At 47.7% G+C, this 23,182-nt stretch carries 20 protein-coding genes and 1 pseudogene; 1 reads left to right on the plus strand and 20 read right to left on the minus strand.

Annotated elements, in window-relative coordinates; translation table 11 throughout:
* Nucleotides 1-42: 42 nt before the first annotated feature.
* The 11 genes from polA to citZ form a co-directional block, all read right to left on the minus strand.
* Nucleotides 43-2,697, minus strand: coding sequence for a DNA polymerase I (polA, locus tag ACQ4MX_RS05360; RefSeq protein WP_431089667.1), 2,655 nt, complete (start codon nucleotides 2,695-2,697; stop codon nucleotides 43-45).
* 177 nt (nucleotides 2,698-2,874) lie between these two features.
* Complete coding sequence (gene phoU / locus ACQ4MX_RS05365; RefSeq protein ID WP_431089668.1) at nucleotides 2,875-3,534, minus strand: phosphate signaling complex protein PhoU; 660 nt, start codon at nucleotides 3,532-3,534, stop codon at nucleotides 2,875-2,877.
* Between the two features lie 40 nt (nucleotides 3,535-3,574).
* Entirely contained in the window at nucleotides 3,575-4,333 is a 759-nt protein-coding gene (gene pstB / locus ACQ4MX_RS05370; RefSeq protein ID WP_149095382.1) for a phosphate ABC transporter ATP-binding protein PstB, read from the minus strand.
* Between the two features lie 127 nt (nucleotides 4,334-4,460).
* On the minus strand, nucleotides 4,461-5,585 hold the full coding sequence (locus ACQ4MX_RS05375; protein ID WP_431089669.1) for a methyl-accepting chemotaxis protein: 1,125 nt from the start codon (nucleotides 5,583-5,585) through the stop codon (nucleotides 4,461-4,463).
* A 145-nt stretch (nucleotides 5,586-5,730) separates the two neighbouring features.
* Nucleotides 5,731-6,462 (minus strand): response regulator transcription factor, encoded by a 732-nt coding sequence (locus ACQ4MX_RS05380; RefSeq protein WP_010349065.1) that lies wholly within the window; start codon nucleotides 6,460-6,462, stop codon nucleotides 5,731-5,733.
* Nucleotides 6,463-6,590: 128 nt separating this feature from the next.
* Nucleotides 6,591-8,393 carry a two-component system histidine kinase PnpS gene (gene pnpS, locus ACQ4MX_RS05385; protein ID WP_431089670.1) on the minus strand — a complete coding sequence of 601 codons (1,803 nt, stop codon included), beginning with the start codon at nucleotides 8,391-8,393 and terminating at the stop codon, nucleotides 6,591-6,593.
* 144 nt (nucleotides 8,394-8,537) lie between these two features.
* Nucleotides 8,538-9,407 carry an SDR family oxidoreductase gene (locus ACQ4MX_RS05390; RefSeq protein ID WP_431089671.1) on the minus strand — a complete coding sequence of 290 codons (870 nt, stop codon included), beginning with the start codon at nucleotides 9,405-9,407 and terminating at the stop codon, nucleotides 8,538-8,540.
* Between the two features lie 216 nt (nucleotides 9,408-9,623).
* Nucleotides 9,624-10,040, minus strand: a complete 417-nt coding sequence (locus ACQ4MX_RS05395) for a hypothetical protein (protein ID WP_431089672.1) — start codon at nucleotides 10,038-10,040, stop codon at nucleotides 9,624-9,626.
* 508 nt (nucleotides 10,041-10,548) lie between these two features.
* Nucleotides 10,549-11,490: a malate dehydrogenase gene (gene mdh, locus ACQ4MX_RS05400; RefSeq protein ID WP_044648769.1), complete on the minus strand. Its 942-nt coding sequence runs from the start codon at nucleotides 11,488-11,490 to the stop codon at nucleotides 10,549-10,551.
* A 15-nt stretch (nucleotides 11,491-11,505) separates the two neighbouring features.
* Nucleotides 11,506-12,801 (minus strand): NADP-dependent isocitrate dehydrogenase, encoded by a 1,296-nt coding sequence (gene icd / locus ACQ4MX_RS05405; protein ID WP_431089673.1) that lies wholly within the window; start codon nucleotides 12,799-12,801, stop codon nucleotides 11,506-11,508.
* A gap of 151 nt (nucleotides 12,802-12,952) precedes the next feature.
* Nucleotides 12,953-14,065 carry a citrate synthase gene (citZ, locus tag ACQ4MX_RS05410; RefSeq protein ID WP_044648771.1) on the minus strand — a complete coding sequence of 371 codons (1,113 nt, stop codon included), beginning with the start codon at nucleotides 14,063-14,065 and terminating at the stop codon, nucleotides 12,953-12,955.
* A 345-nt stretch (nucleotides 14,066-14,410) separates the two neighbouring features.
* Between citZ and ytvI the strand changes: the two genes are divergently transcribed.
* Entirely contained in the window at nucleotides 14,411-15,529 is a 1,119-nt protein-coding gene (gene ytvI, locus ACQ4MX_RS05415; RefSeq protein ID WP_134910419.1) for a sporulation integral membrane protein YtvI, read from the plus strand.
* A gap of 32 nt (nucleotides 15,530-15,561) precedes the next feature.
* Here the strand turns inward: ytvI and ACQ4MX_RS05420 are convergent, their stop codons facing one another.
* The 9 genes and pseudogenes from ACQ4MX_RS05420 to ACQ4MX_RS05460 form a co-directional block, all read right to left on the minus strand.
* Nucleotides 15,562-15,960: an FxsA family protein gene (locus tag ACQ4MX_RS05420; protein ID WP_431089674.1), complete on the minus strand. Its 399-nt coding sequence runs from the start codon at nucleotides 15,958-15,960 to the stop codon at nucleotides 15,562-15,564.
* Entirely contained in the window at nucleotides 15,957-16,475 is a 519-nt protein-coding gene (locus ACQ4MX_RS05425) for an acyl-CoA thioesterase (RefSeq protein WP_044648773.1), read from the minus strand. Before ACQ4MX_RS05425 ends, ACQ4MX_RS05420 begins: the two co-directional genes overlap by 4 nt.
* 137 nt (nucleotides 16,476-16,612) lie before the next feature.
* Nucleotides 16,613-17,830, minus strand: a complete 1,218-nt coding sequence (gene pelA, locus ACQ4MX_RS05430) for a pectate lyase (protein WP_431089675.1) — start codon at nucleotides 17,828-17,830, stop codon at nucleotides 16,613-16,615.
* A 305-nt stretch (nucleotides 17,831-18,135) separates the two neighbouring features.
* The gene (locus ACQ4MX_RS05435) at nucleotides 18,136-18,345 is read right to left on the minus strand and encodes a transposase (RefSeq protein ID WP_431089676.1); all 210 of its coding nucleotides are present in this window, start codon (nucleotides 18,343-18,345) and stop codon (nucleotides 18,136-18,138) included.
* Nucleotides 18,291-18,890, minus strand: a pseudogene (locus ACQ4MX_RS05440) (transposase); the annotation flags it as partial. The pseudogene ACQ4MX_RS05440 and the gene ACQ4MX_RS05435, both read right to left, overlap by 55 nt.
* A gap of 382 nt (nucleotides 18,891-19,272) precedes the next feature.
* Nucleotides 19,273-20,106, minus strand: coding sequence for a phosphate ABC transporter ATP-binding protein PstB (gene pstB, locus ACQ4MX_RS05445; RefSeq protein WP_431089677.1), 834 nt, complete (start codon nucleotides 20,104-20,106; stop codon nucleotides 19,273-19,275).
* 16 nt (nucleotides 20,107-20,122) lie between these two features.
* A complete protein-coding gene (pstA, locus tag ACQ4MX_RS05450) occupies nucleotides 20,123-21,019 on the minus strand; it encodes a phosphate ABC transporter permease PstA (protein WP_431091258.1) in 897 nt (298 codons plus the stop codon).
* The gene (pstC, locus tag ACQ4MX_RS05455; protein ID WP_431089678.1) at nucleotides 21,019-21,951 is read right to left on the minus strand and encodes a phosphate ABC transporter permease subunit PstC; all 933 of its coding nucleotides are present in this window, start codon (nucleotides 21,949-21,951) and stop codon (nucleotides 21,019-21,021) included. Before pstC ends, pstA begins: the two co-directional genes overlap by 1 nt.
* Nucleotides 21,952-22,058: 107 nt before the next feature.
* Nucleotides 22,059-22,982, minus strand: a complete 924-nt coding sequence (locus ACQ4MX_RS05460; RefSeq protein WP_431089679.1) for a phosphate ABC transporter substrate-binding protein PstS family protein — start codon at nucleotides 22,980-22,982, stop codon at nucleotides 22,059-22,061.
* Between the last annotated feature and the right edge of the window lie 200 nt (nucleotides 22,983-23,182).

Here is a 23,182-nt window from a genome sequence, read left to right on the forward strand (position 1 = left end):
GGAAGCAGCGTTAAAATGGGACAATCTGCTCATTGAAATAACTTATTTCGCTTCATACCAATTGCTTCCATAGCTAACTTCCGCTTTAAGCGGTACGGACAGCTTCAGCGCCGCTTCCATCGTAGCCGGGACAAGCTCTTTCATCGTTTCCATTTCCTCCGGCGGAACTTCGAAAACAAGCTCATCATGTACTTGAAGCAGCATACGGCTGCGAAGATTACGTTCGCGAAGCGCCGCGTCCATCTGTACCATCGCAAGCTTGATAATATCGGCTGCGGTACCCTGAATCGGCGTATTCATTGCGGTACGCTCCGCAAACGAACGCAGGTTGAAGTTGCTGGCATTAATCTCCGGCAAATAACGTCTGCGTTCCAACAGCGTTTTTACGTATCCGTCCCGCTTCGCATCCTTCACAATATCATCCATGTAACGGCGGACGCCCTGGAACACGTCAAAATACTGGTCAATAAAGCGAGCCGCTTCCTTGCGCGTAATATTCAGGTTTTGCGACAAACCGTAATCACTGATCCCGTAGACAATCCCGAAGTTAACCGCCTTGGCAGAACGCCGCATGTTAGAATCTACGTCTTCCGCAGGGATACCGAACACATCGGACGCGGTCTTCGTATGAATGTCCATATCGTGCACAAAGGCTTCCTTCAAGCGCTCATCATCCGAAATATCAGCCAGCACTCGCAGCTCGATCTGCGAATAGTCCGCCGCCAGAATAGACCAGCCAGGCTCGGAAGGCACAAATACCTTGCGAATTTTACGTCCCTCTTCCAGACGAATCGGAATATTTTGCAAATTCGGAAACTGGCTGCTCAAGCGTCCTGTAGCCGCGACCGTTTGGCGGAAATACGTATGCAGCTTACCCGTTTTATCCGAAATTTCCTTAAGTAATCCTTCCACATACGTGGATTGGAGTTTCGCAATGGTACGGTACTGCAAAATGTTTTGCACAATATCATGATATGGGGCGAGCTTTTCCAGTACCTCGGCATCGGTGGAGTAGCCGGTTTTCGTCTTTTTGATAACAGGAAGGCCCAGCTTATCGAACAAAATTTCACCTAGCTGCTTGGGCGAATTCAGATTGAACTCCACACCGGCAATACTGTAAATCTCGCGCACCAGCGTTTCAATCTGGGCTTCAAATTCTTTACCCAAAGCGCGCAGTTCTTCCACATTCACTAAAATACCCTGCTTCTCCATATCCGCCAGAATCCGGGACAACGGCATCTCCAGCTCATGGAACAGCTTGTGCATTTCCGTTTTTTCCAGCTCGGCCTGCTGTACAGGCACCAGCGCTTCAATCACCGCCGCCTTCCGTGCCACATGATCGGACAGCACATCCACGTCAGGTACTTTATATTTAGCGCCTTTGCCGAATACTTCATCGTCTGGACGAATCGAGGACAATCCATGCTTGGCTGCCAATCCGCTCAGCGACTGGTTTGCATCCGTCGGGTCCAGCAAATATCCGGCCAACTGTACATCGAACTCCGCCCCGGCAAATTCAATCCCGTGCCAATGCAAGGCTAAATCCGTACGGTGCAAATCATGCCCCCGCTTTTTGCGCCCAGCATCGGCGAGCCATTCACGGACAGGCTTGGCTGCATCAGTTTGCAGTACATCCAAGGTCATAAAAAACTGTCGTCCCGCTCCGCCAAAGACCAGCCCCACAATTTCAGCATGATGCGGATTGTCGCCATGGGTCTCTACATGTAGCAGATCGACGGTATCCAGTACATTTACCAGCTCGCTAATCCGCTGTTCGTCCAATACGGTCACGTCAGCTGCAGCTTCCTCTACGTCTATTCCAGCACTGCCAACCTCGCCCGAAAAGGATAACCGCTCCAGCAAGGACTTAAACTCCAGCTTCGCCAGAGCAGGTCCCCCCGTTTCTGCTTGCAGCCCGCCGAAGACGACATCCTCCAGCTGCTTGTCCAGCGTTACATCCCGATAGATGGTCGCCAAATCCTTGCTCATCCGTGCATCATCTGCATGCGTTTCGACGCGCTCTTTCATTTTGCCTTTCAGCTCATCTGTATGCGCCAGCACCTCTTCCACCGATCCATACTGGTGCAGCAGCTTGAGCGCTGTCTTTTCCCCCACACCCGGAATCCCGGGAATGTTGTCTGACGTATCGCCCATCAGACCCTTGAGGTCGATAATTTGCAACGGCTTCAAGCCATAACGCTCCTGAATCTGTTCAGGTCCGTATGTCTCCACCTCGGTAACCCCTTTGCGGGTCAAGCCGACAGTGACATTGTCCGAAGCCAACTGAAGCATATCCTTATCTCCGGTAACCACCAGCACGTTAAAACCAGCTTCGTCCGCGGTTTTAGACAGGGTTCCAATGATATCGTCCGCCTCATAGCCATCCAGCTCAAACTGGGCAATGCCAAAGGCGGTCAGCAGCTCTTTCAGCAGCGGGAATTGTTGTGACAGCTCCGGTGGTGTTTTCTCCCGTCCACCCTTGTAATCCTCGTATCCTTTATGGCGAAACGTTATTTTTCCGGCATCAAAGGCAACCAGTATATGCGTCGGCTTGTGCTCCTCCAAAAGCCGTAGCAACATTGTTGTAAATCCGTACACCGCGTTCGTCTGCTGTCCGCTCGAATTCGTTAACGGCGGCATAGCGAAAAACGCCCGGTAAATGATACTGTTGCCATCTATAAGCATGAGTTTATCCATTTAGCACCTCGCAAGTTCATCAATGCATTCGAAAGGTTCTTTCGTTTTACGCATTCCTTTTCCTATCTTAACATAAAGGCTCCTTTTTCAGAAAAAAACGGCTGTTTCCTAACCAGATTCGCCTTTTGCACAAAGACAAGTCTGGGTCAGAAACAACCGCTATATACCTAAAAAGCCCTACTGGTTCAAATCCGGCCGCTCCCCTGTCACGAGATATACGGTGCTTTCACCGATATTCGTCGCATGGTCACCAATCCGCTCAATATATCGTCCAACGAGCAGTTGCAGCATGCCTTGCGGAGCTTCCTCAGGCTTTTCTACCATAAACACATAAAGATTGCTGATCATATGGCTATACATGGAATCTACACGATCATCCTCTTTGGCCATTTTATAAGCCAAATCTGTATTTTCATCCAAATAGGATGTAATGGCGTCGTCAATCATCTCTTTAACAATCGAAGCCATCTGTGGAATATCCACCAGCGGCTTGATGACCTGCTGCCCTTCCAGACGCAGCGTGACCTTGGCAATATCGAGTGCCAAATCCCCCATCCTTTCCAGATCACTGGAAATTTTAAAAGCAACAATGATCCGGCGTAAATCCTTGGCTACCGGCTGCTGGGTAATAATGAGCTTGGAGCCCATATCGAGAATGTTCTCTTCCAGCACATTGAGGGATGTATCATTTTTGACCACCTGCTGGGCCAATTCCGTATTTTTGGTCTGCAAACATTCGATGGCCTGATCGAGTGCCTTCGATACATGTGCACCCATTTCGCGCAGTACGGCTCTCAGCTCATCTAATCCTTCATCAAAACCTTTTCTGCGTATCATTTCGAAGTCACCCCTCCTGGCATTACTAATCTGGTTGGCTTTAGCCGAATCGGCCGGAAATATAATCTTCCGTACGGGAATCTTGTGGCGTGGAAAACATCGTCTCTGTATCCGCCGCCTCTACCACGACACCGTTCAAGAAAAACGCAGTCCGACCGGACACACGAGCCGCCTGATGCATGTTATGCGTCACCATGACAATCGTATACCTGTCGCGCAGCTCTTGAACCAGTTCTTCAATCTTCATCGTGGAAATCGGGTCCAGGGCTGACGTCGCCTCATCCATGAGCAAAATATCTGGCTGCACAGCAAGCGCCCGGGCAATACACAGACGCTGCTGCTGTCCACCGGACAAGCTCAGGGCTGAACGCTTGAGAAAGTCCTTAACCTCTTCCCAGAGTGCCGCCTGCCGCAAGCTTTGCTCAACAAGTTCGTCCAGCTTGTCCTTTTGCCGGACTCCGTGCAGACGCGGGCCGTACGCCACGTTATCATAAATAGATTTAGGAAACGGATTAGGCTGTTGAAAAACCATTCCCACCTGCTTGCGCAGGGCTTCTACTTCCATCGTATCGCCATATATATCCTGACCTGCGATACTCACCGTTCCTTCAATACGCGTTCCCGGTATCATATCGTTCATCCGATTCAGCGTACGCAGCAAGGTAGATTTACCGCAGCCGGACGGCCCGATGAAGGCTGTTACCGTTTTTTCAGGAATATCCAGGTTTATATGTTTCAGCGCTTGAAAATTTTCATAATACAAGTTCAGCTTATCAATCCGAATAACGGAATCATTCATTGATTTATGATCTCCTTCGTGTTGCAGTTATGGTCCTCAAGCATTGCACCTGATTTGCACAATATGAAGATTATATAAGCTGTGTGTAAATTCAGTGTGGTGGATTTGTTAACGGTATGTAAAATGATCAGGAATTCAGCATAAGCTCCAGCTCCTGTGCAATCCCGGCTGCATTCAAAGCCGCTTCCTCTGCGGAGCGGGACATTTCGTTGTTTTTGGTCTCAATTTCAGCAACGGCCTGCAACAGTTGGGTAAACGTTTGGGTTCCAGCGGATATATACCGGGAGCCGCTATTAATCTGCTGCATGCTCGTATCCGTCAGATCGGCAGTGTCACGCAGCATTTGTTCAATATCTGTAAGCAAGCTTGTAATCTGTGCGGAAAAGGCTTTCGTCTGAAGTGACATATTCCGCACCTCCTGAGACACGATCTGGAAGCCACGCCCGTGTTCGCCGGCATGTGCTGCTTCAATTGAAGCGTTGATCGCCAGCAGTCCACTTTGATCCGCAAGTGCGCGGATGGAGGAAGCCATGCCTGCAATGTCATTCAGCGATTGGGTTAGCGCTGTAATCTGCTCATGCTGGCGCTTCATTTGCTCTGTGACTGCACGATAGGAAAGCAGAACATCTTCCAGTTCTATTTTGCCACGGCGTGATAATTCACTCATCGAACGGGTTAGACGCACACTGTCACCGGCCTCTTTAGCGGCATCCAGCACAGTTGTCTGAATCCGATGGGCACCATCATAGCTATGCCGAACCACGTTACCCCGATGCTCGTCCGCTTCTCTTTGCATTCGCTGAACAACCGTCAGGATATCACGAATCGTCAGCACGCCAAGTAACCTCGTCCCCTCCTTAATTAACAAACAATCGTAAAATTGTTGATCTTCGCGCAGCATCGCCTGCTCTACAATGTCCGATGCCGGGCTTTCCAGATCCACAATTAATGTATCGGGGTCGGCAAATATCGCCGCAGGCTTGTCATAAAACAGAGCCGCAGCAAACCTGCCCGTAAAATGTCGGTTATACGCATCTCTCATAATAATGCCCAACGGAAGACCATTTTTATCAACGACTATGACACAAGGAATGTCTTCTTGCGTTTTCATAAGTGCTAACAGTTCTTTACAAGACATATCCGTACCAATGATCGGAACCTCCCGGCACGGCACGTAGGTAGTAATCGGCTTGTTGGATTCACGTTCAATCACGGCGGTGGAACTCGGCTGGGTCTTTGGTTCCGTTATCATCGTTCTGAAGTCCCCTTTTTTAACTACTTGGAGTGACGGGAACATCATATCGGTCATTTGTTGATTGTAACGTCTGTTTATGTTAACGAAACGTAAAATCACAAAATGTACACAAAAATCGAACACAAAGAAAAACGCTTCTCATTTATAGTAAATGAGAAGCGCTTCTTTTTTTATTAACAACCAGCTTGTATCCAACTCCGCGAATCGAATCAATATGAACCGAATCGGGGTCCAGCTCCAGCTTCTTGCGCAATGAGCTAACATGCACATCCACCGTCCGTTGACCGCCGATATAGTCAAAGCCCCAGACCGCGTTCATCAGATCGTCGCGAGTCAATACCACGCCTGGCTTACGGGACAAGTAGAGAAGCACCTCAAATTCCTTCGGTCTTAAGCTGATGGATTGTCCTCCGAGAATCACTTCATATTTTTCAGGATAAATCTCCAGCTCGCCTAATTGAATTTTGGAGCCGTCTTTTTGATCGGACAGCACGCCTTCATCCCCCCCGGAAGTACGACGCAGTACCGCCGTTACGCGGGCCAGCAGCTCGGAAACACCGAAAGGCTTCGTAATATAATCATCTGCTCCTGATTTCAATCCTTGGACAACCTCGGCTTCGCCGTTTTTGGCCGTTAAAATAATGATGGGTGTTGTCAGTCCCTGATGGCGTAGTCTGCTCAAAATATCCAGTCCGTTCATACCGGGCAGCATCAAATCCAGCAGGATCAAGTCGTAGGACTCTCTGGAGGCTTTTTCAAACCCTGCACTGCCATGATCCTCCGTATCTACTTCAAACCCCTCTTGTATCAAATTGTAGGATAGCAATCTGGCAAGCGTTGGTTCATCCTCAATAACCAGCAAGCGTTGTCCCATAAATAAATTCATCTCCTGTTTACCTTTTAAAGGCGCATTGGTCAAAATCCCAAAATCTTTTCCATACTCATGCGACACCCGTATATTCTATCACGGCATTGTTAACAGAATGTAAAAACCAATCTAGTTCATTCTTCCTGTTGCAACAACGGCAATTCGATTGTAAATGTGGTGCCCAAACCAAGCTCGCTTTCTACGGAAAGCACCCCATGATGCAGGTCCACCAAATGCTTGACGATAGACAATCCCAGGCCGGTTCCACCCGAGTTGCGCGAACGTCCTTTGTCCACCCGGTAAAAGCGCTCGAAGATGCGTGGCAGGTCCTTCTTTGGAATCCCGATGCCCGTATCGCTAACCGTAAATACGACCTTCTCCGTGTCATTCTCCCGCTGTACCGTTACAACCTTGATTTTCACCTTGCCACCATCGAGTGTGTAGTTAATGCCATTAGACAGAAGGTTTACAAAAATCTGCTGGAGCTTATCTTCATCCGCCTCCATAAACAGTTCATCCGGGACATCCATATGCAGCGTAATTCTCTTTTTGGCAGCTACATTATTCAGCTTTTCCAGCAATGATTCTATAAACGAGGACACATGAACCGGAGAGCAATCCAGCGGAGAACGCTTGGATTCAATTTTGGACAGCTCTAGAATGTCGCCGATCAGCCGATTCAGCCGTTCGCTTTCATCATAGATAATTTGCAAAAAAGAACGGGATGTTTCCTCATCCTTTACCCCGCCACCGAGCAACGTCTCGGCAAAGCCCTTGACTGCGGCAATCGGCGTTTTTAGCTCATGGGAAACATTCGCCACAAATTCGCTTCGCATATTTTCAAGCCGCCGAATAGCTGTAATATCCTGCAATAGGAACAGCATGCCGCGATATCCGCCTTCATCCTCATACATCGGCACGCCGTCGAGCAGAATCAGTCGTTCCTCGGGATTATACAGATGAACCTCACCATGCAGTCTTTCGCGGCTTTGTATACTACCCTCAATCAGCTTCGTCAGCTCGTAGTGCTTTTTCAGCTCATGATACGGTTTATCTGTCACCCGTTTACCCACGACACCAAGCATCCGCTCAGATTCACGGTTTACAAGCGCAATGTGCTCACTGGCATCTATCATCAGTATCCCGCCGGTCATATTGCTCATGACGCTCTGGAGTAAATCCTCGTTATCACGGATTGTTTTCATTTGGTCTTGGAGACTGTCTGCCATGCGATTAATGGCTTCCCCCAGTTGTCCCACCTCATCCCTACGCTGTACGCCCACCCTGGCGTCATAATCCAGTCCGGAAATACGATTGGCAACACCCGTAATATGTTCAATGGGTGAGGTCAGGCTGCGGGCGATACGATAGCTGACCAGCCCGGCAGCGAGGAACAGCAGCACGAGCCCAATCCCAATCGCAGTCCAGCCGCGCTGCACACCTTCCTCTACTGCTTTCAGATTCATGGACAAACGAATATATCCGTCGAACCCCTTGTCGGATACGACAGGCTCTGCCACGTACAGCATATTCCGCTGCAAAGTTTCACTGTAGCGTATCGTCCGTCCGATTCCTGCTGACGCGGCTTCCCGGATTTCTTCACGTAATGCATGGTTCTCCATCTTGCGCGGATCACTTAGTGAATCGCCAACAACCGTTCCATCCTTGCGAATGAAGGTCACCCGTGAGTCCGTCAGACGTGCAATTTCCTTTGCCTTTTCCGAATAATAGGAGACGTAATCGGTACTGGAAAGAGCATCTGCGTTGACAAAAGGAAATGTAGCCCGAAGCAGGTCGATCTCACGCCCCATATTTTCCTCAAGCACCTTCATGTTCGAGTTTTTAAAAATTTGTCCCATGGTGATTCCGGCAGCCAGGACAGATACGCCGATCAAAATCAGCATAATCAAGGTAAGCCTGAAACGAAACGACTTCATAAATATGCCCATCCTTTAGTTGAGTAGAAATTTTTATGATCATAACAGCTATGTAAGTTAAGTCCCATTCTACAGGCTACCTGCTTTTTGTTCCACTGTTAAAAAGGAAAAAAGGTCAGGGCACACGCTGCCCCAACCTCTCTCTTATCCGTTGACGACTTCACCGCCGTTGATATGAATAACCTGCCCGCTTACATAAGATGAATCATCCGAAGCAAGGTACACATAGGCTGGTGCCAATTCTTCCGGCTGACCGGGACGTTTCATCGGCTGTGCGCCTCCGAACTCACTGACGGTCTTGGCATCAAAGGTCGAAGGGATTAGCGGTGTCCAGACCGGACCCGGTGCTACAGCATTTACCCGAATGCCTTGATCGACCAAATTGAGCGAAAGCGAACGGGTGAATGAAGTAATCGCCCCTTTGGTGGATGAATAATCAATGAGTGTCTTGTTCCCGGCATAGGCCGTAATCGACGTGGTATTCACAATGGCGCTGCCTTTCTTCAAATGCGGCAATGCCGCTTGCGTCAAGAAGAACATGCCGAAAATGTTCGTGCGGAATGTGCGCTCCAGCTGCTCTTTCGTGATATCCTCCAGCTTCTGCTGTGGATGCTGCTCTGCGGCATTGTTCACGACTATGTCCAGCTTGCCCAGCTCATTAACCGTCTGTTGAACTGCTTTTTTGGCAAATTGGTCATCTCCGATATCGCCTGGAATCAGTACGCATTTGCGGCCCTCCTGCTCTACCTGGCGCTTTGTCTCCTCAGCATCCTTATGCTCGTTTAAGTAGATGATAGCTACGTCCGCACCTTCTTTGGCATACGTGACAGCTACAGCCCGTCCAATTCCACTGTCTCCACCAGTAATAAGTGCGACTTTGCCTGTTAGTTTGCCAGCCGCCTTATAGGTAGACTTCTCAAACTGAGGTGCGGGCGACATTTTGGATTCAACCCCCGGTTGCTGTTCTTGATGCTGTGGAGGCAAGGTTTGCTGAGGTTGGTTACTTTTAGGCATTGTACATTCTCCCTTCAAAATCAGATATTTTTTAGGATGCAACATTTGCATCCGCTCTACTCCTGATTTACCACACAAAGTTATCCATTAAACGAAAAAAGAAAAATGTAGTTATTTGAGCGCACAAAAAAACGGCCTATGCTTATTCAGCACAGACCGCTTTTTTCAATTTAGCATTTGACATCATTCGATTGCAGCCACTCGCAAAATGCTTGATTAAATAATATGGCTGTATACCATTAAAAACGTAATCAGGATCAGGAAGACGGCAAGCAGTGTACTGAACATACGCATTTTTCCAGCGTATTGCGTAATGGGCTGTTGGTTACGAATCGCTTCCAGCGACAACCGTAACGGCTTGCCCATAGCACCTGCGATGCCTGAAATAGCGAGAAACAGCAGCAAGACGACGACGATCCAGGCCACTGAATATGGACCCCAGGCAAAAATCATATAGATACCGCTAACAAGCACAACGATCAGTGCAAATTGAGCCAAACGGTTCAATAGCTGAACAGCTGATATCGTCCCTTCCTGCACGGTGGGAGCCAGCTTGTCGATTTTGCCAACCACGAAGGGGAGCAATAAATAAAAACCCATCGCCAGCGAACCGATCATGTGAATAAAAAACATTCTTTACAACCTCCATTTCTTTGTTGACCTGCAAATTCTTTTTTCCATAGAACGATCATATTCCAACGAGTAGACTACCATCATTTCAGTGTTTTGGGACATGCTTTTCTATGTACACTATCAATGCATACGAAATCTATTATACCGGGGAAGCAGGACAAAGCAAAGGAAGACGGTGAGAAAAGTTTCAGCTAGGGTGGAGTGCTGGAGAGGCTCCGCGAACGGAACGTTGCTACCATCGCTGCTGTCTCCGGATTCTATTGAAGATATTTGATATGGTATAAATCCGGAGACAAAGGCGAGCGCTTACGCTTGTCCGCAATCGTTCCGTCCGCTCCGCCAGTGCCAGCAAACCCAAGCTGAAATTTTCAACATTAAAGGAAAAGGAAGAAAACAAATAGATTACTTATATACTACTTATAAAGCGAAAAGAGGTGTCCGCCAGCCATGACTATGGCTTTGGGACACCTCTTCAAGTAAAGTATACCGTTTTAATAGGTAAGCGAGCTTATACGGTTACTATTTTAATTACATTGCGGACTGATTCGGCGGATTGATCAAGCGCTACTTTTTCCTCGTCGGTCAATTCCAGCTCGAACACCTTTTCGATACCATTACCACCAAGAAGTGTCGGTACGCCGAGGAACAAGTCCTGATAACCGTACTCTCCCTCCAGATAGGCAATGACCGGGATAATACGTTTTTTGTCTTTTACAATCGCTTCCGTCATCTGCGTAAGTGAGGCTGCCGGGGCATAGTATGCGCTACCGTTGCCCAGCAGGTTAACAATCTCCCCGCCACCGACACGCGTCCGCTGTACGATCGCTTCGATACGTTCCTTCGAAATCAGGGTTTCGATAGGGATACCACCAACGCTGGAATAGCGTACCAGCGGCACCATATCATCACCGTGACCACCCAATACGAAGCCACGCACGTCTTCGACGGATACGTTCAGTTCCTGTGCAATAAAGGTACAATACCGAGCTGTATCCAGCACACCAGATTGGCCGATGACCCGATTTTTCGGGAAACCAAGCGTCTGGTATGCGGTATAGGTCATGGCATCGACCGGATTACTCAGAATAATGACGATAGAATCCGGCGCATACTTCTTCACGTTTTCACATACGGATTTTACAATGCCTGCATTCGTATTTACCAAATCGTCACGGCTCATGCCTGGCTTGCGCGCAATCCCCGCTGTAATAATGACGATATCCGAGTTGGCTGCATCCTCATAATTGGAAGTGCCTGTGACCTGGCTGTCAAATCCCTGGACCGGACTGGCCTCTAAAATATCAAGCGCTTTGCCTTTGGTCGGATTCTCAAGTTGCGGAATATCGATCAGAACGATATCACCCAGCTCTTTTTGGGCCAGCAGCAATGCGGTAGTGGCACCGGTAAAACCGGCACCAACAATGGATATTTTTTTGCGTTGAATGGTCACGTGGCATTCCCCTCTCTACAGGTTACTAATAATGGTATCTGCGAACTCGGAGCATTTCACTTGTGTAGCGCCTTCCATCAGACGAGCAAAGTCATACGTTACGATTTTCTTATTAATGGACGTTTCCAGTCCTTTGTAAATCAGGTTTGCCGCTTCGTGCCAGCCCAAATGCTCAAGCAGCATCACGCCGGACAAAATAACGGAACCAGGGTTTACGACATCTTTGTCAGCATATTTTGGCGCTGTGCCGTGTGTAGCTTCAAAGATAGCATGCCCAGTTACATAGTTAATGTTCGCACCTGGTGCGATACCAATTCCACCGACTTGAGCAGCCAGCGCATCGGACAGATAGTCTCCGTTCAGGTTCAGTGTAGCAATAACATCAAATTCGGAAGGACGAGTCAGCACTTGTTGAAGTGCAATGTCAGCGATCGCATCCTTGATGATGATTTTACCTGCATCTTCTGCTGCTTTTTGAGCTGCATTTGCCGCATCTTCACCATCTTTTTCCTTGATTGCATCATATTGAGCCCAAGTGAATACTTTATCTGCAAATTCTTCCTCAGCCACTTCATAACCCCAGTTTTTGAAGGCACCTTCGGTAAATTTCATAATGTTGCCTTTGTGTACGAGCGTTACGCTCTTTCGTCCGTGGTCAACAGCATACTGAATGGCTGCGCGCACCAGACGTTTTGAACCCTCGGAGGAAACCGGCTTGATCCCGATACCTGACGTTTCTGGGAAACGAATCTTGTTCACACCCAGCTCTTGTTGGAGGAACTGAATGACTTTTTTTACGTCCTCGGAGCCTTCAGCATACTCAATACCAGCATAGATATCCTCAGTATTCTCACGGAAAATAACCATGTCTACCAATTCAGGACGCTTCACCGGAGACGGAACACCGTTAAAGTAACGAACAGGACGCAGACACACGTACAGATCCAGCTCTTGACGCAATGCTACGTTCAAAGAGCGAATGCCGCCGCCAATCGGTGTCGTAAGCGGCCCTTTGATGGCTACAATATACTCACGGATGGCTTCCAAGGTATCGTTAGGCAACCACTCGCCGTATGTATTGAAAGCTTTCTCACCAGCGAATACTTCATACCAGGCAATCTTCTTGGAACCGTTATATGCTTTATCTACAGCTGCGTCCAGTACGCGCTTGGATGCTTTCCAGATGTCGCGGCCTGTGCCGTCGCCTTCGATAAACGGAATAACCGGATGATTCGGAACCTGTAGTTGACCGTTTTCAATCGTAATTTTTTCGCCTTCAGTTGGGAGCTCAAACTTTTCAAATTTCGCCATAAGTTCCATTTCCTCCTCAGATATGAATGGGTACAGGGCGAAAGACGTGATCTTCATCATAGACAAAAACACGCATCTTTCGCCGTCCCTTCTATTGTACCTTATTTTTTTAATTCAGGGTATATAGCCTCAATATTCATACAACAAGTGATTAGCGTAATTCCGGAGACACATACTTTTGGTCAATCGGACCTGTGTATTCAGCGCGCGGACGGATCAGACGATTATTTTCGTACTGCTCCAAAATGTGCGCGGTCCACCCCGATACACGACTCACGGCAAAGATCGGTGTGAACAGGTCTCTTTTGATACCCAGTTGTGTATAAACAGAGGCAGAGTAAAAATCAACATTCGGCTTCAAGCCCTTTTGTCCTGTCACAATTTCCTCGATTCGAACCGAAATATCGAACAACGTCGTATCGCCGTTCATTTCGCCCAATTCGCGGGACATTTTGTGCAAATGCTTGGCACGCGGATCACCGTTTTTATAGACACGATGTCCAAAGCCCATAATTTTTTCGCGGTTATCCAGTTTGGTCTGAATATACGAATCCACCTGATCCAAACCGCCAATTTCCTCCAGGGTTTTGGCAACAGCTTCGTTGGCTCCGCCATGCAGTGGTCCCTTTAAAGCTCCGATTGCCGACGTAATACCGGAATAAATATCGGATAGTGTTGCTACCGTCACGCGTGCAGCAAAGGTCGATGCATTCAATTCATGATCGGCATGCAGCACAAGAGCCTGATTGAACGCTTTGATAGCCGTCTCTTCTGGGTCTTTGCCAGTAAGCTGGTACAGAAAGTTTTCGGCGATAGAAACACCTTTCTTGGGCGCAATCGGCTCCAGCCCTTCGCGCACACGCGCTATGGCCGCCACAATTGTGGGCAATTGCGCCTGAAGCTTGACGGTTTTGATCACATTTGCCTCTCTCGACATATCATCCGCCTGTGGGTCATACAAGGCAAGAGACGATACGGCTGATCTCAGGGCAGCCATCGTGCTCAAATCTTTCGGGTACAGCTTTAATTGAGTAATAATTTCATCCGGAATGGCAGCATATTCGCTTAATTGGTCGCGAAGCTCCTGCAATTGGGCTTGATCAGGCAATTTTCCGAACCACAACAAATAAGCTACCTCTTCAAAAGCGGCGTTAACAGCCAAATCATCAATGTTATAACCCCGGTACGTGAGAACGCCATCTACGATAGAGCTTATGGAGGAAGTGGTCGCTACGATCCCTTCCAGACCTTTAGTCGCTGTCATCGTTACATCTCTCCTTTGTAAAAACATTGTGAACGGACTTGCAATGTAAACATTTTCAAAAGTAAGTTTTGCCTTTTAAATAAATAAGTAATGTTAACGCCATATGTCAATATTTAAACCTTCTTTCACTATACTGGATTTTGTCGTTTATGTGAACATTCATGGCTATTCCGACACATTCAAATGTTTTATCGGGTTCATAAAGAAATTTTTGAAACCCCTTACAAAATTTATTATTCCATTTGCACTTTTTTACACAGGTCTTGTCTCACCCCCTTCTTGCATATGTATAGTAAAGCACTTATTTCATGGAATACAACTGTAAAAGAAAGGAGCCGTGAGAGCTTGAGCCGGTTGATCCTGAATCGCATATTTCGCGCTCTGTGGGTCGCAGTCGTGACTGTAGCTCTATTGCTGGGCATATACGTGCTGTTCCCTCTCATCTATCCCTTCCTGTTCGCCTGGGTTGTGGCCTATGCCATGAATCCGCTGGTCCGCTTTCTGCGCAGCAAGGCCCGCATGCCACGTTGGATGGCTGTCACGGTCTCGTTATTTGTATATTTAGGCGGAATCGCCGTTGTCCTCTCTGCGGCCATAACGCGAATGGTTCGAGAGGTTATTAGACTCACTATGACCTTTGACGGGCATATTGAACATTTTAAAAGCCTGTTTATCGACTGGACTCAAAGCGATCTGATTCAAAATGTAATTAATGAAATTAACCATTTTATCCGCAATAACCCCGATTACTACCATACAATTAACAGCAATATTGATAAAACAACCCAGACGGTTAGCTCTGCTGTCACCACACTGGTTGCCCAATTTTTTAATGGTATTCTGAATTTGCTGACCTCTCTGCCTAACATGGGCGCGGTGCTGATGGTTATTGTATTAGCGGCATTTTTTATCAGTAAGGACTGGGACCAACATAGCCAAATGCTCTCGAATACGGTTCCTGATACGATTCGCAAGCCCATGTCGGGGATATGGCACGATCTGCGCAAGGCGTTGTTTGGTTATTTGCGTGCACAGTTCATTATCATCTCCATTACCGCGGTGACCGTCATTATTGGACTGTTCATTTTGCGTGTAGAATCCGCCTTCACCATCGGTTTGATGATCGGGCTGGTTGATTTGCTTCCTTATTTAGGGGTTGGCATTGTGATGATTCCGTGGATTTTATATGCATATATGTCGGGTAATTTGGCATTAGGGGTAGGATTATCGATCCTCTATATCATCCTGTTGGTGGGACGGCAAATTGTAGAACCTAAAGTACTGGCCAGCAGCGTGGGTTTGAACCCGCTTCCCACCCTTATTGGGATGTTCATCGGGCTCAAGCTGTTTGGTGTACTGGGACTGATTATCGGGCCTGTGTCCCTCATTGTAGTCGATGCGCTGAATCGCGCCAATGTCATTCAGGACTTGCGCAACTATATTCTCGCCGGAAGAGTCCGTTAAAATGATTGGAGCAGGAAAAACGGCAGCTTACGTCAAAACCGCCGAAACGTAATACTTCCATTTTTCATTTTTTTCTCCAGCCATTTCAATAAAAAGCGTCGATACAACGCACGGGTCAAAGGGAAAACCAGCGTAAAACCGATAATATCCGTTAAAAATCCGGGGATAAGCAGCAAGCTTCCGCCAAAAAAAACACATAGTCCATCCAGCATTTTGCGGCCGGGCATTTGCCCCCGATTCATTTCATTTTTCGCATCAGCAATGACCTTGCGGCCTTCAAATTGCATCATGGCGGCTCCAACCAGGGTTGTCAGAATGATCAGCAGAATGGTTTTACCCGCTCCAATCCAGTGACTTACCCATATGAACCCGTACAACTCAGCCAGAGGGATAATCAACAGCAACAGCCATAGACGTTTACGCATCATCACGCTTTCTCTCCCTCCCCGCCTGACATCGCAGATCGTAGCGCGATGTACAGCTTAGGCAGCGCCTGATCCAGTCGGACGGGCTTCCATTCAGTGCTCACCCATACGTGGCGTGTCACCCCGGTTACGAGCAGCTCTCCCGGAAGTGTGTCTGCCTGTGTCCACACCTTTCCCACCTGGCTTTGATGCTCCTCGGCTGTTACACGCCGGACCTCATAAGTGTAGTTCAGACGTAGTCTGGAGAAGTCCGTAATCGCGGTATAAATGGTAATCAAATCATCATATCGGGCAGGACTCACATATTTCGCATTGATTTCGATAACGGGCAGCAGAACACCTTGTTCCTCCATGCTCCGATAGTTAAAGCCTGCCTGCCGGATCATTTCCGTACGCCCGATCTCAAACCAGTTCAGATAATTGGCATGGTACACGACCCCCATTTGGTCGCTTTCCTGATAACGGACACGCAGCGGCGCTCCATACCAGCGTAATTCCGTTTGTTTCTCCTCTTGTGTCATACAAGCTCTCCTATCTGTGTGCATCTTTATCTCTATTTTTGCCCTCTCTCCATTAAACCATATTTACCGCACCGGAACAAAAAGAGGGCCGAACCGTTATGGCTCGCCCTCTTAAGTATTTTAAAATGATGGCTTTATCATTTTGGCAACGGCTTGGACAATTTGTAATATCCGCTTTCCGAAGCCGCAATCAACAGACTTTTCGCTTGACTTCCTGCCCAAGCATAACCGAGTCGTCTCTCCTCACTGATTTTCATGATGTCCGTATACTTTTTGCCATCCCGGTCTGAAAAGAAGTACTTATTGTCTTCCACATTGTAGAAACGATACCACATTACGCTCGATGCGTCCTTTTGGAAAAACTCCGGACCTTGACGATTGTATTTGATACCGTCGATCCGATTAGTGTCAAACCATTTCAAGGCGCTCTGAGCTGCTTTTTTCACCTCAGCCGTTTGCGGTTGGGACATCAAGAAGGCCGTGATGCCTACCGATTCCGTAGTTGTTTTGGAAGGAAGCTCAAATGCCCGGGCTTCAACAGATGCATAAGTAGCTGGATCATGTTGTGCACCCCAGATCGTCGGTGTACCATTATTTACAATTTGAGACTTAATTGTGTACTGGATGCCTTTGTTTAGCGCTTGCTGAAGTCTGGAGCGATATGTATTGTCCAGAATATCGCTATCAAACGGCTGCTTCTTGTTCGCAATATCATCCGCCAACACCATAACTCTAACCATTGCATCATCGTTGTAAGTTACGGCATCAGAATAATTACCACGTTTAGGGTATACTTGAGGCCAGCCACCGGAGGAATATTGAGAGGTTAGAACGAAGTCAACTGCTTTTTGTACACTGTCCTTAATGTCTTTATTTTTTGTTTTTTTGTATACATCCGCCAAAAAGCGAATTTCAGTTGTCGTAGCCTCATTATCAAATGTTCCCAGCTCTACGCCATCCTTGCTCTTCCAGGTGGAGCGTGCAGCTTTACCATCCCACTTGGATTTATAATTCTTTTCCATAGCTTTGAAGAATCCGCCATGCGGCAATTGCCACGATACGATATTCAAGGCCAGTTTGGTATCCTTAGATACATCGCCCGTAGAGAATTTACTAAAATCACGATACTTGTCCAGCAGGCTGCTGCTTGCACTCACGCTCACACTAGCAAATGGAACAATAGAATTTTCATAAATGGCCGTATCACCGTACACTGCTTGGGTAACATTCACCTCCGTATCAGCTGCATCCTGCTTTGCTGCCGCCCACGAAGGGTTAGCAAAACCCGTTGTTACTGTAATCGCCATGCCTGAAAGGGCGATCCACTTGACAGATTCTTTAACATTAAACCTCATTCCAAACCTCTCCTTTAATATGATTATGGGTACCTCAAAAACTACTGAACACATGTATTATATGAAAATATACCCAAATAATCAATATATTTTTATTATATACAAATGAAAGAGTTTACTAAACTAATAAAAAAGGGGCTGTCCCAAAAGTAGATTTCGACGTTAGAGACAACCCTTCTCATTCTAAAAAACCACAAAAGTCAGCAAAGCAGAAACCGCCAGAAACCCCGGTTGTTTTTCAGTTGTCCAAATACGCTTTCCGGTTCCGTCATTCGGCGCACGGCCAAGGTGTACCCTTCTTCACTTCAAAGGATTTCCCGAGCTTGGTTCTGGTATCTTAGCCGTTCCACACGGACGACTACTTCCCGATTTCCTTCCGTCTTCGTACAACGGTCCTTCAGGGGGCAGCCGTCACAAGAGTTGCTTCGGTAATGACGTTTACGAATCTCGTATCCACTCTTTAAGGTTTCCTTTCTCTGCGGAAATGCAGTGTTTGTCCAGCCTTGCAGGTCCATGTATCCTCTGTCTCGTTGTATGTCCCGTTCTCTATCTTTCCGATATCCGCTTTCCACGCCTTGCTCTTCTCTTTATGGTAGCTGCCGTATTTAACGACTGCCTGGATCTCTTCCTTTTCCAGGCAGGCGTAGTTTTCTTCACTGTCGTAGCCTGCGTCTGCAATGACGGTCTGTGGAAATCCTCCCAGTAGTTTCCGAGCTTTTTCCATATGCGGCTGCAAACAGCGAGTATCCGTCGGTCGTTGGTGAACACTGTAGGCTAAAATGAACTGGTTTTCGGTTCCGACCTGCACATTATATCCGGGTTTCAGTTGACCGTTTCGCATGTGGTCTTCCTTCATCCGCTGAGAACGGAAACGATTAAGGGTACGGAAGTCCGGGCGTTGCCGTCCGGCCAACCACATGAAGGGGATATTCTCCCGAAGCGCTTTAGCGATTTGCCGGGAGGAGTAAATGCGCTGTGTATAAGCGTAGATGATGACTTTTGTCAGCATTTTAGGATGGTAGCTGTTGCGGCCACCGCCGGGATAGGCGGCGTCAAAGATGGTCCATGTTATATTGAATGTACAAAAGAAACCTCTCCTTTGAAATGGTTGGTCGCACTTCCATTTTACCAAAGAAAGGTTTCTTTTTTTATGATTTTTAGAAGGATTGTAGATACGATTCCCGCTTAAACAGCGGAGAGGACGGAACGATTGTGGAAAAGCGGCAGCGGTCGCCTTTGTATCCGATTTTTACCGCTAAGTCAAATAAATAAAATCTGGATACAACAGCGATTGGAACAACGTTCCGTTCGCGGAGCGTCCTCACCAAACGCTCACGTATATCCTACTCAAAAACAAGGGCTATCCCAAGCAGCCATTTCATGGCTTTTGGGACAGCCCCTTTATCCTATCTCATATATAGTAAGCCGACGAACGGTCTCGCTTACCCAAACCGCCCCATAATGTACTCCTGGGTCAGCTCATTTTCAGGATTAGTGAAAATATCATTCGTTTTGCCATGCTCGACCAGACTCCCGATATAAAAATAAGCCGTATAATCGGAAATCCGTGCCGCCTGTTGCATATTGTGCGTCACGATGACGATGCGCAGCTCTTTTTTCAACTCGGTAATCAGCTCTTCCACCTTGCCTGTAGATACAGGGTCCAGCGCAGAGGCCGGCTCGTCAAGCAATAAAATTTTCGGTTGGACGGATAGCGCGCGCGCAATACAAAGCCGTTGCTGCTGTCCACCAGACAACGCCAGAGCGGAATCATGAAGACGGTCCTTAACCTCATCCCATAGTGCTGCTTTACGCAGACTGCTTTCGACGATTTCATCAAGCTGTTTCTTTTTACGAACCCCCCGGTATTTGGGACCGAAAGCGATGTTATTATAAATGGATTTGTAAAACGGGTTAGGCCGCTGCCACACCATGCCAATTTGCTGACGCAGCTTGATCACATCTGTGCCCGGTGCGGTCAAATCCTGTCCATCCATCCAGATGTGCCCTGTCGTAGAAGAAGACGCAATCTCGTCATTCATCCGGTTGAGGGAGCGCAAAAAGGTCGATTTACCGCAGCCGGAAGGCCCGATCAGAGCAGTCACTGTCTGCTCGGGAAAGGCCAGATTTACTTTTTTCACGGCCTCAAAGCTGCCGTAATAAATGCTCAAATCCTCAGTACTGAATGGTTGTGGAGCTTGCCCCGCCAGTTGTTCCGAGCGCGCAGATTGTACAGGTGTTGCAGGTGCTGCCGTTCGCGTAATCACTTGTTCCATGTTTCCCATCCCCTTTCTAATCCATCCGTTTGGCAGCCGTCAGGCGGCGATAGACGACTCTTCCGAACCATCTTGCGCTCAGGTTGAAGGCAAGTACGAGTAGCACCAGTACCGCGGAAGCGCCTGCGGCAATATCCTTGGAATCAGGAGCAATGCCTTCACTGTTAACCTTCCAGATATGCACAGCCAGTGTTTCGGCAGGACGCATCGGATTAATGGGTGATCTGGCATGCAATGGATTCCAATCAGTGAAATCAAGCGGCGGCGTACTCATCCCAGCTGTAAACAGCAACGCTGCTGCTTCCCCGAAAATGCGGCCCGCGGCCAAAATCGTACCCGTTATCAAGCTCGGCAGCGCAGCAGGCAGCAAAATGGAGGTAATGATTTTCCACTTGGACAACCCGAGCGCAAGCCCGGCTTCCTTTTGCTCCTTGGGCACAGCCCGGAAAGCCTGTTCTGTCGTCCGAACCATGAGCGGCAGGTTGAATACTGCCAAGGCCAAGGATCCTGATAACAGGGAAAAACCAAAATTAAATGTATTTACGATAAGTAAAAGTCCGAACAAACCGATGACGATGGACGGAAACGAAGACAATACTTCGACGACAAGTCGTATGAAGTCCGTAATTTTCCCCGGCTTCGCATATTGCGCCATGTAAATACCCGCACCCCAGCCAATCGGAATGGTGATAATCAAGGTTAAAATAAGTAAAAATACAGAGTTAAATAATTGCGGGCCGATGCCTCCGCCTGCGCGTAGCGTTTGGGGAGCACTGGTCAAAAAGTCAAAGGAAATGTGACTGACTCCGCGTGCCAAAATGAATCCCAGCAGTCCCACCAGAAGTGCGACAATGAACAATGCGAAGAAACAGATTACAAATGTAGCAATTTTGTCGGTCGTTTTAGCTTTCATCAAATCCGGTTTCTCCTTTCAAGCAGCCTTACCAGCAGCACGAAGATGAATGTCATGAGCAGGAGAACAAGCGCCATGCTCCAAAGAGCATTGTTATGAACCGAGCCCATAGCTGTATTGCCCATGCTAAGTGTAATTACGCTGGTCAAGGTCGAAGCGGATTCCAGCAAGGATTGCGGTATATGCGGAGCATTCCCGATCACCATCTGTACAGCCAGCGCTTCTCCGAAGGCACGAGCCATACCGAGAATAATTCCTGTTAACAGAGCAGGCAGCAACGTCGGTATAATGACGCGTGCAATCGTCTGCCAGCGAGTAGCGCCCAGAGCGTAAGAAGACTCACGCAGACCACCCGGCAAGGAGGACAATGCATCCGCCATAATACTCGTAATCGTCGGCAAAATCATTACAGACAAGACGAGACAGCCCGCGAGAATCCCGATGCCTTGTCCCCCGAACACGTTCCGCAGCAACGGAACAATTACGGTCAAGCCGACAAAGCCGTATACTACAGACGGAATACCGGATAACAATTCAATCGCGGGCTGAAGGATACGTTTGCCGGTTTTCGGTACGATTTCCGTCATAAACAAAGCCGCACACAAGCTGAGCGGGCTGGCGATTAAAGCCGCCAGAATTGTTACGGCAAAAGAACCGGTAATGAACGGAAGCGCTCCGAAGGACTTGGGTTCACCATCCGGGCTCCATCGGGTACCGAAGAAAAAATCTCGCAGACTAACTCCATTCACCGCAAATGTAGCTACACCTTTGGAGGCGACAAAAAATACGATGGAGACAATGACTGCAACCAAAAAAACGACACAAACCGACGTATAAATGCGGCCGGTCCATTCTTCCCAGTAATGTCTTTCTTTCATACCTCGGGATCGTTTATTCTGTTCCATGTATGCCTTCCCTTCAATTGGTTCCATACTGTGACTCCTTTAACCGAAGAATAGAGGCTGGACGCTAGTCCGCCTCTTCTCCGTGAATATACTCGCGTTAGCTGCGTTTGCCTGAACAGGAGGTGTGGCTCTCCTTATTTCGTAATATTACCGTCAGCATCGCGTTTTACTTGCATACCTGCTACCGGAATGTATCCCAGGTCTACGACATCGGATTTTTGGATTTCATCAGACAGAATGTAATCCAGAAATGCTTTTACATGCTCTTTTGGCTCACCTTTGGTGTACATATGCTCGTATGCCCATACTGGATATTTACCTTGCTCTACATTTTCCACGTTGGCTTCAACACCATCGTATTTCAATGTTGTTACCGTGTTGTCGATGTAGGACAGAGCCAGGTAACCAATAGCACCCGGTGTTTCAGCAATCAGCTTTTTCACAGTACCGGAGGAATCTTCCTGAATGGAACCCGGCAGATCTTCCGTTTTTTGTCCCAAAGCGTATTTTTCAAATGTGGCACGAGTACCGGAGCTGCTTGGGCGGTTTACGATAACGATTTTTTGATCTGCGCCGCCAACTTGTTTCCAGTTGGTGATTTTACCTGTGAAAATTTGTACCAATTGATCTTTCTTCAAATCTGTTACGCCTACTTTTGGATTCGCTACCGCTGACATGGCTACAACAGCTACTTGGTGATCGACCAGCTCATCTGCGCCGCTCTCCAGTTTTTCTTTTGCAAACACGTCGGAGTTACCGATGTCCGCTTGTCCGCCGGAAACTTGAGTCAAGCCAGTACCGCTACCGCCGCCCTGCACTTGAACTGCAATTCCTTTATATTTATCTACAGCCATAAATTTTTGTCCCGCTTGCTCTACCAATGGTTGAAGGGCAGTGGAGCCGACAGCCAGAATGTTACCTGTCAGTTCAGCAGCTGCTTTATTGTCTGTTCCTTTAGCAGCGTCTCCTTGTGGTGCAGCATTGTTACCCGATCCGCAAGCTGCAAGTGCAAATACCATGGTGAGAGTCATCAGAATGAACGGCCATTTTTTCAACATTTTTTATTGTCCTCCCCTTATTTAAGTGACGGTTTTTTATTTATGACCATCAACACTTTTACATTGTAGGCTTGTAATGTTAGACGAACGACTTGGTTTTGTAAAAGAAATATAAAATATTGATAGATAAATTGTTTTTCAGTATATAATTAATCTATAGTTCATTTTTTATCCATGAATACATGTAAGGAGAGCTGTTC

The organism is Paenibacillus sp. 8b26, from assembly GCF_050626875.1.
In the GTDB taxonomy this organism is placed as follows: Bacteria; Bacillota; Bacilli; order Paenibacillales; family Paenibacillaceae; genus Paenibacillus.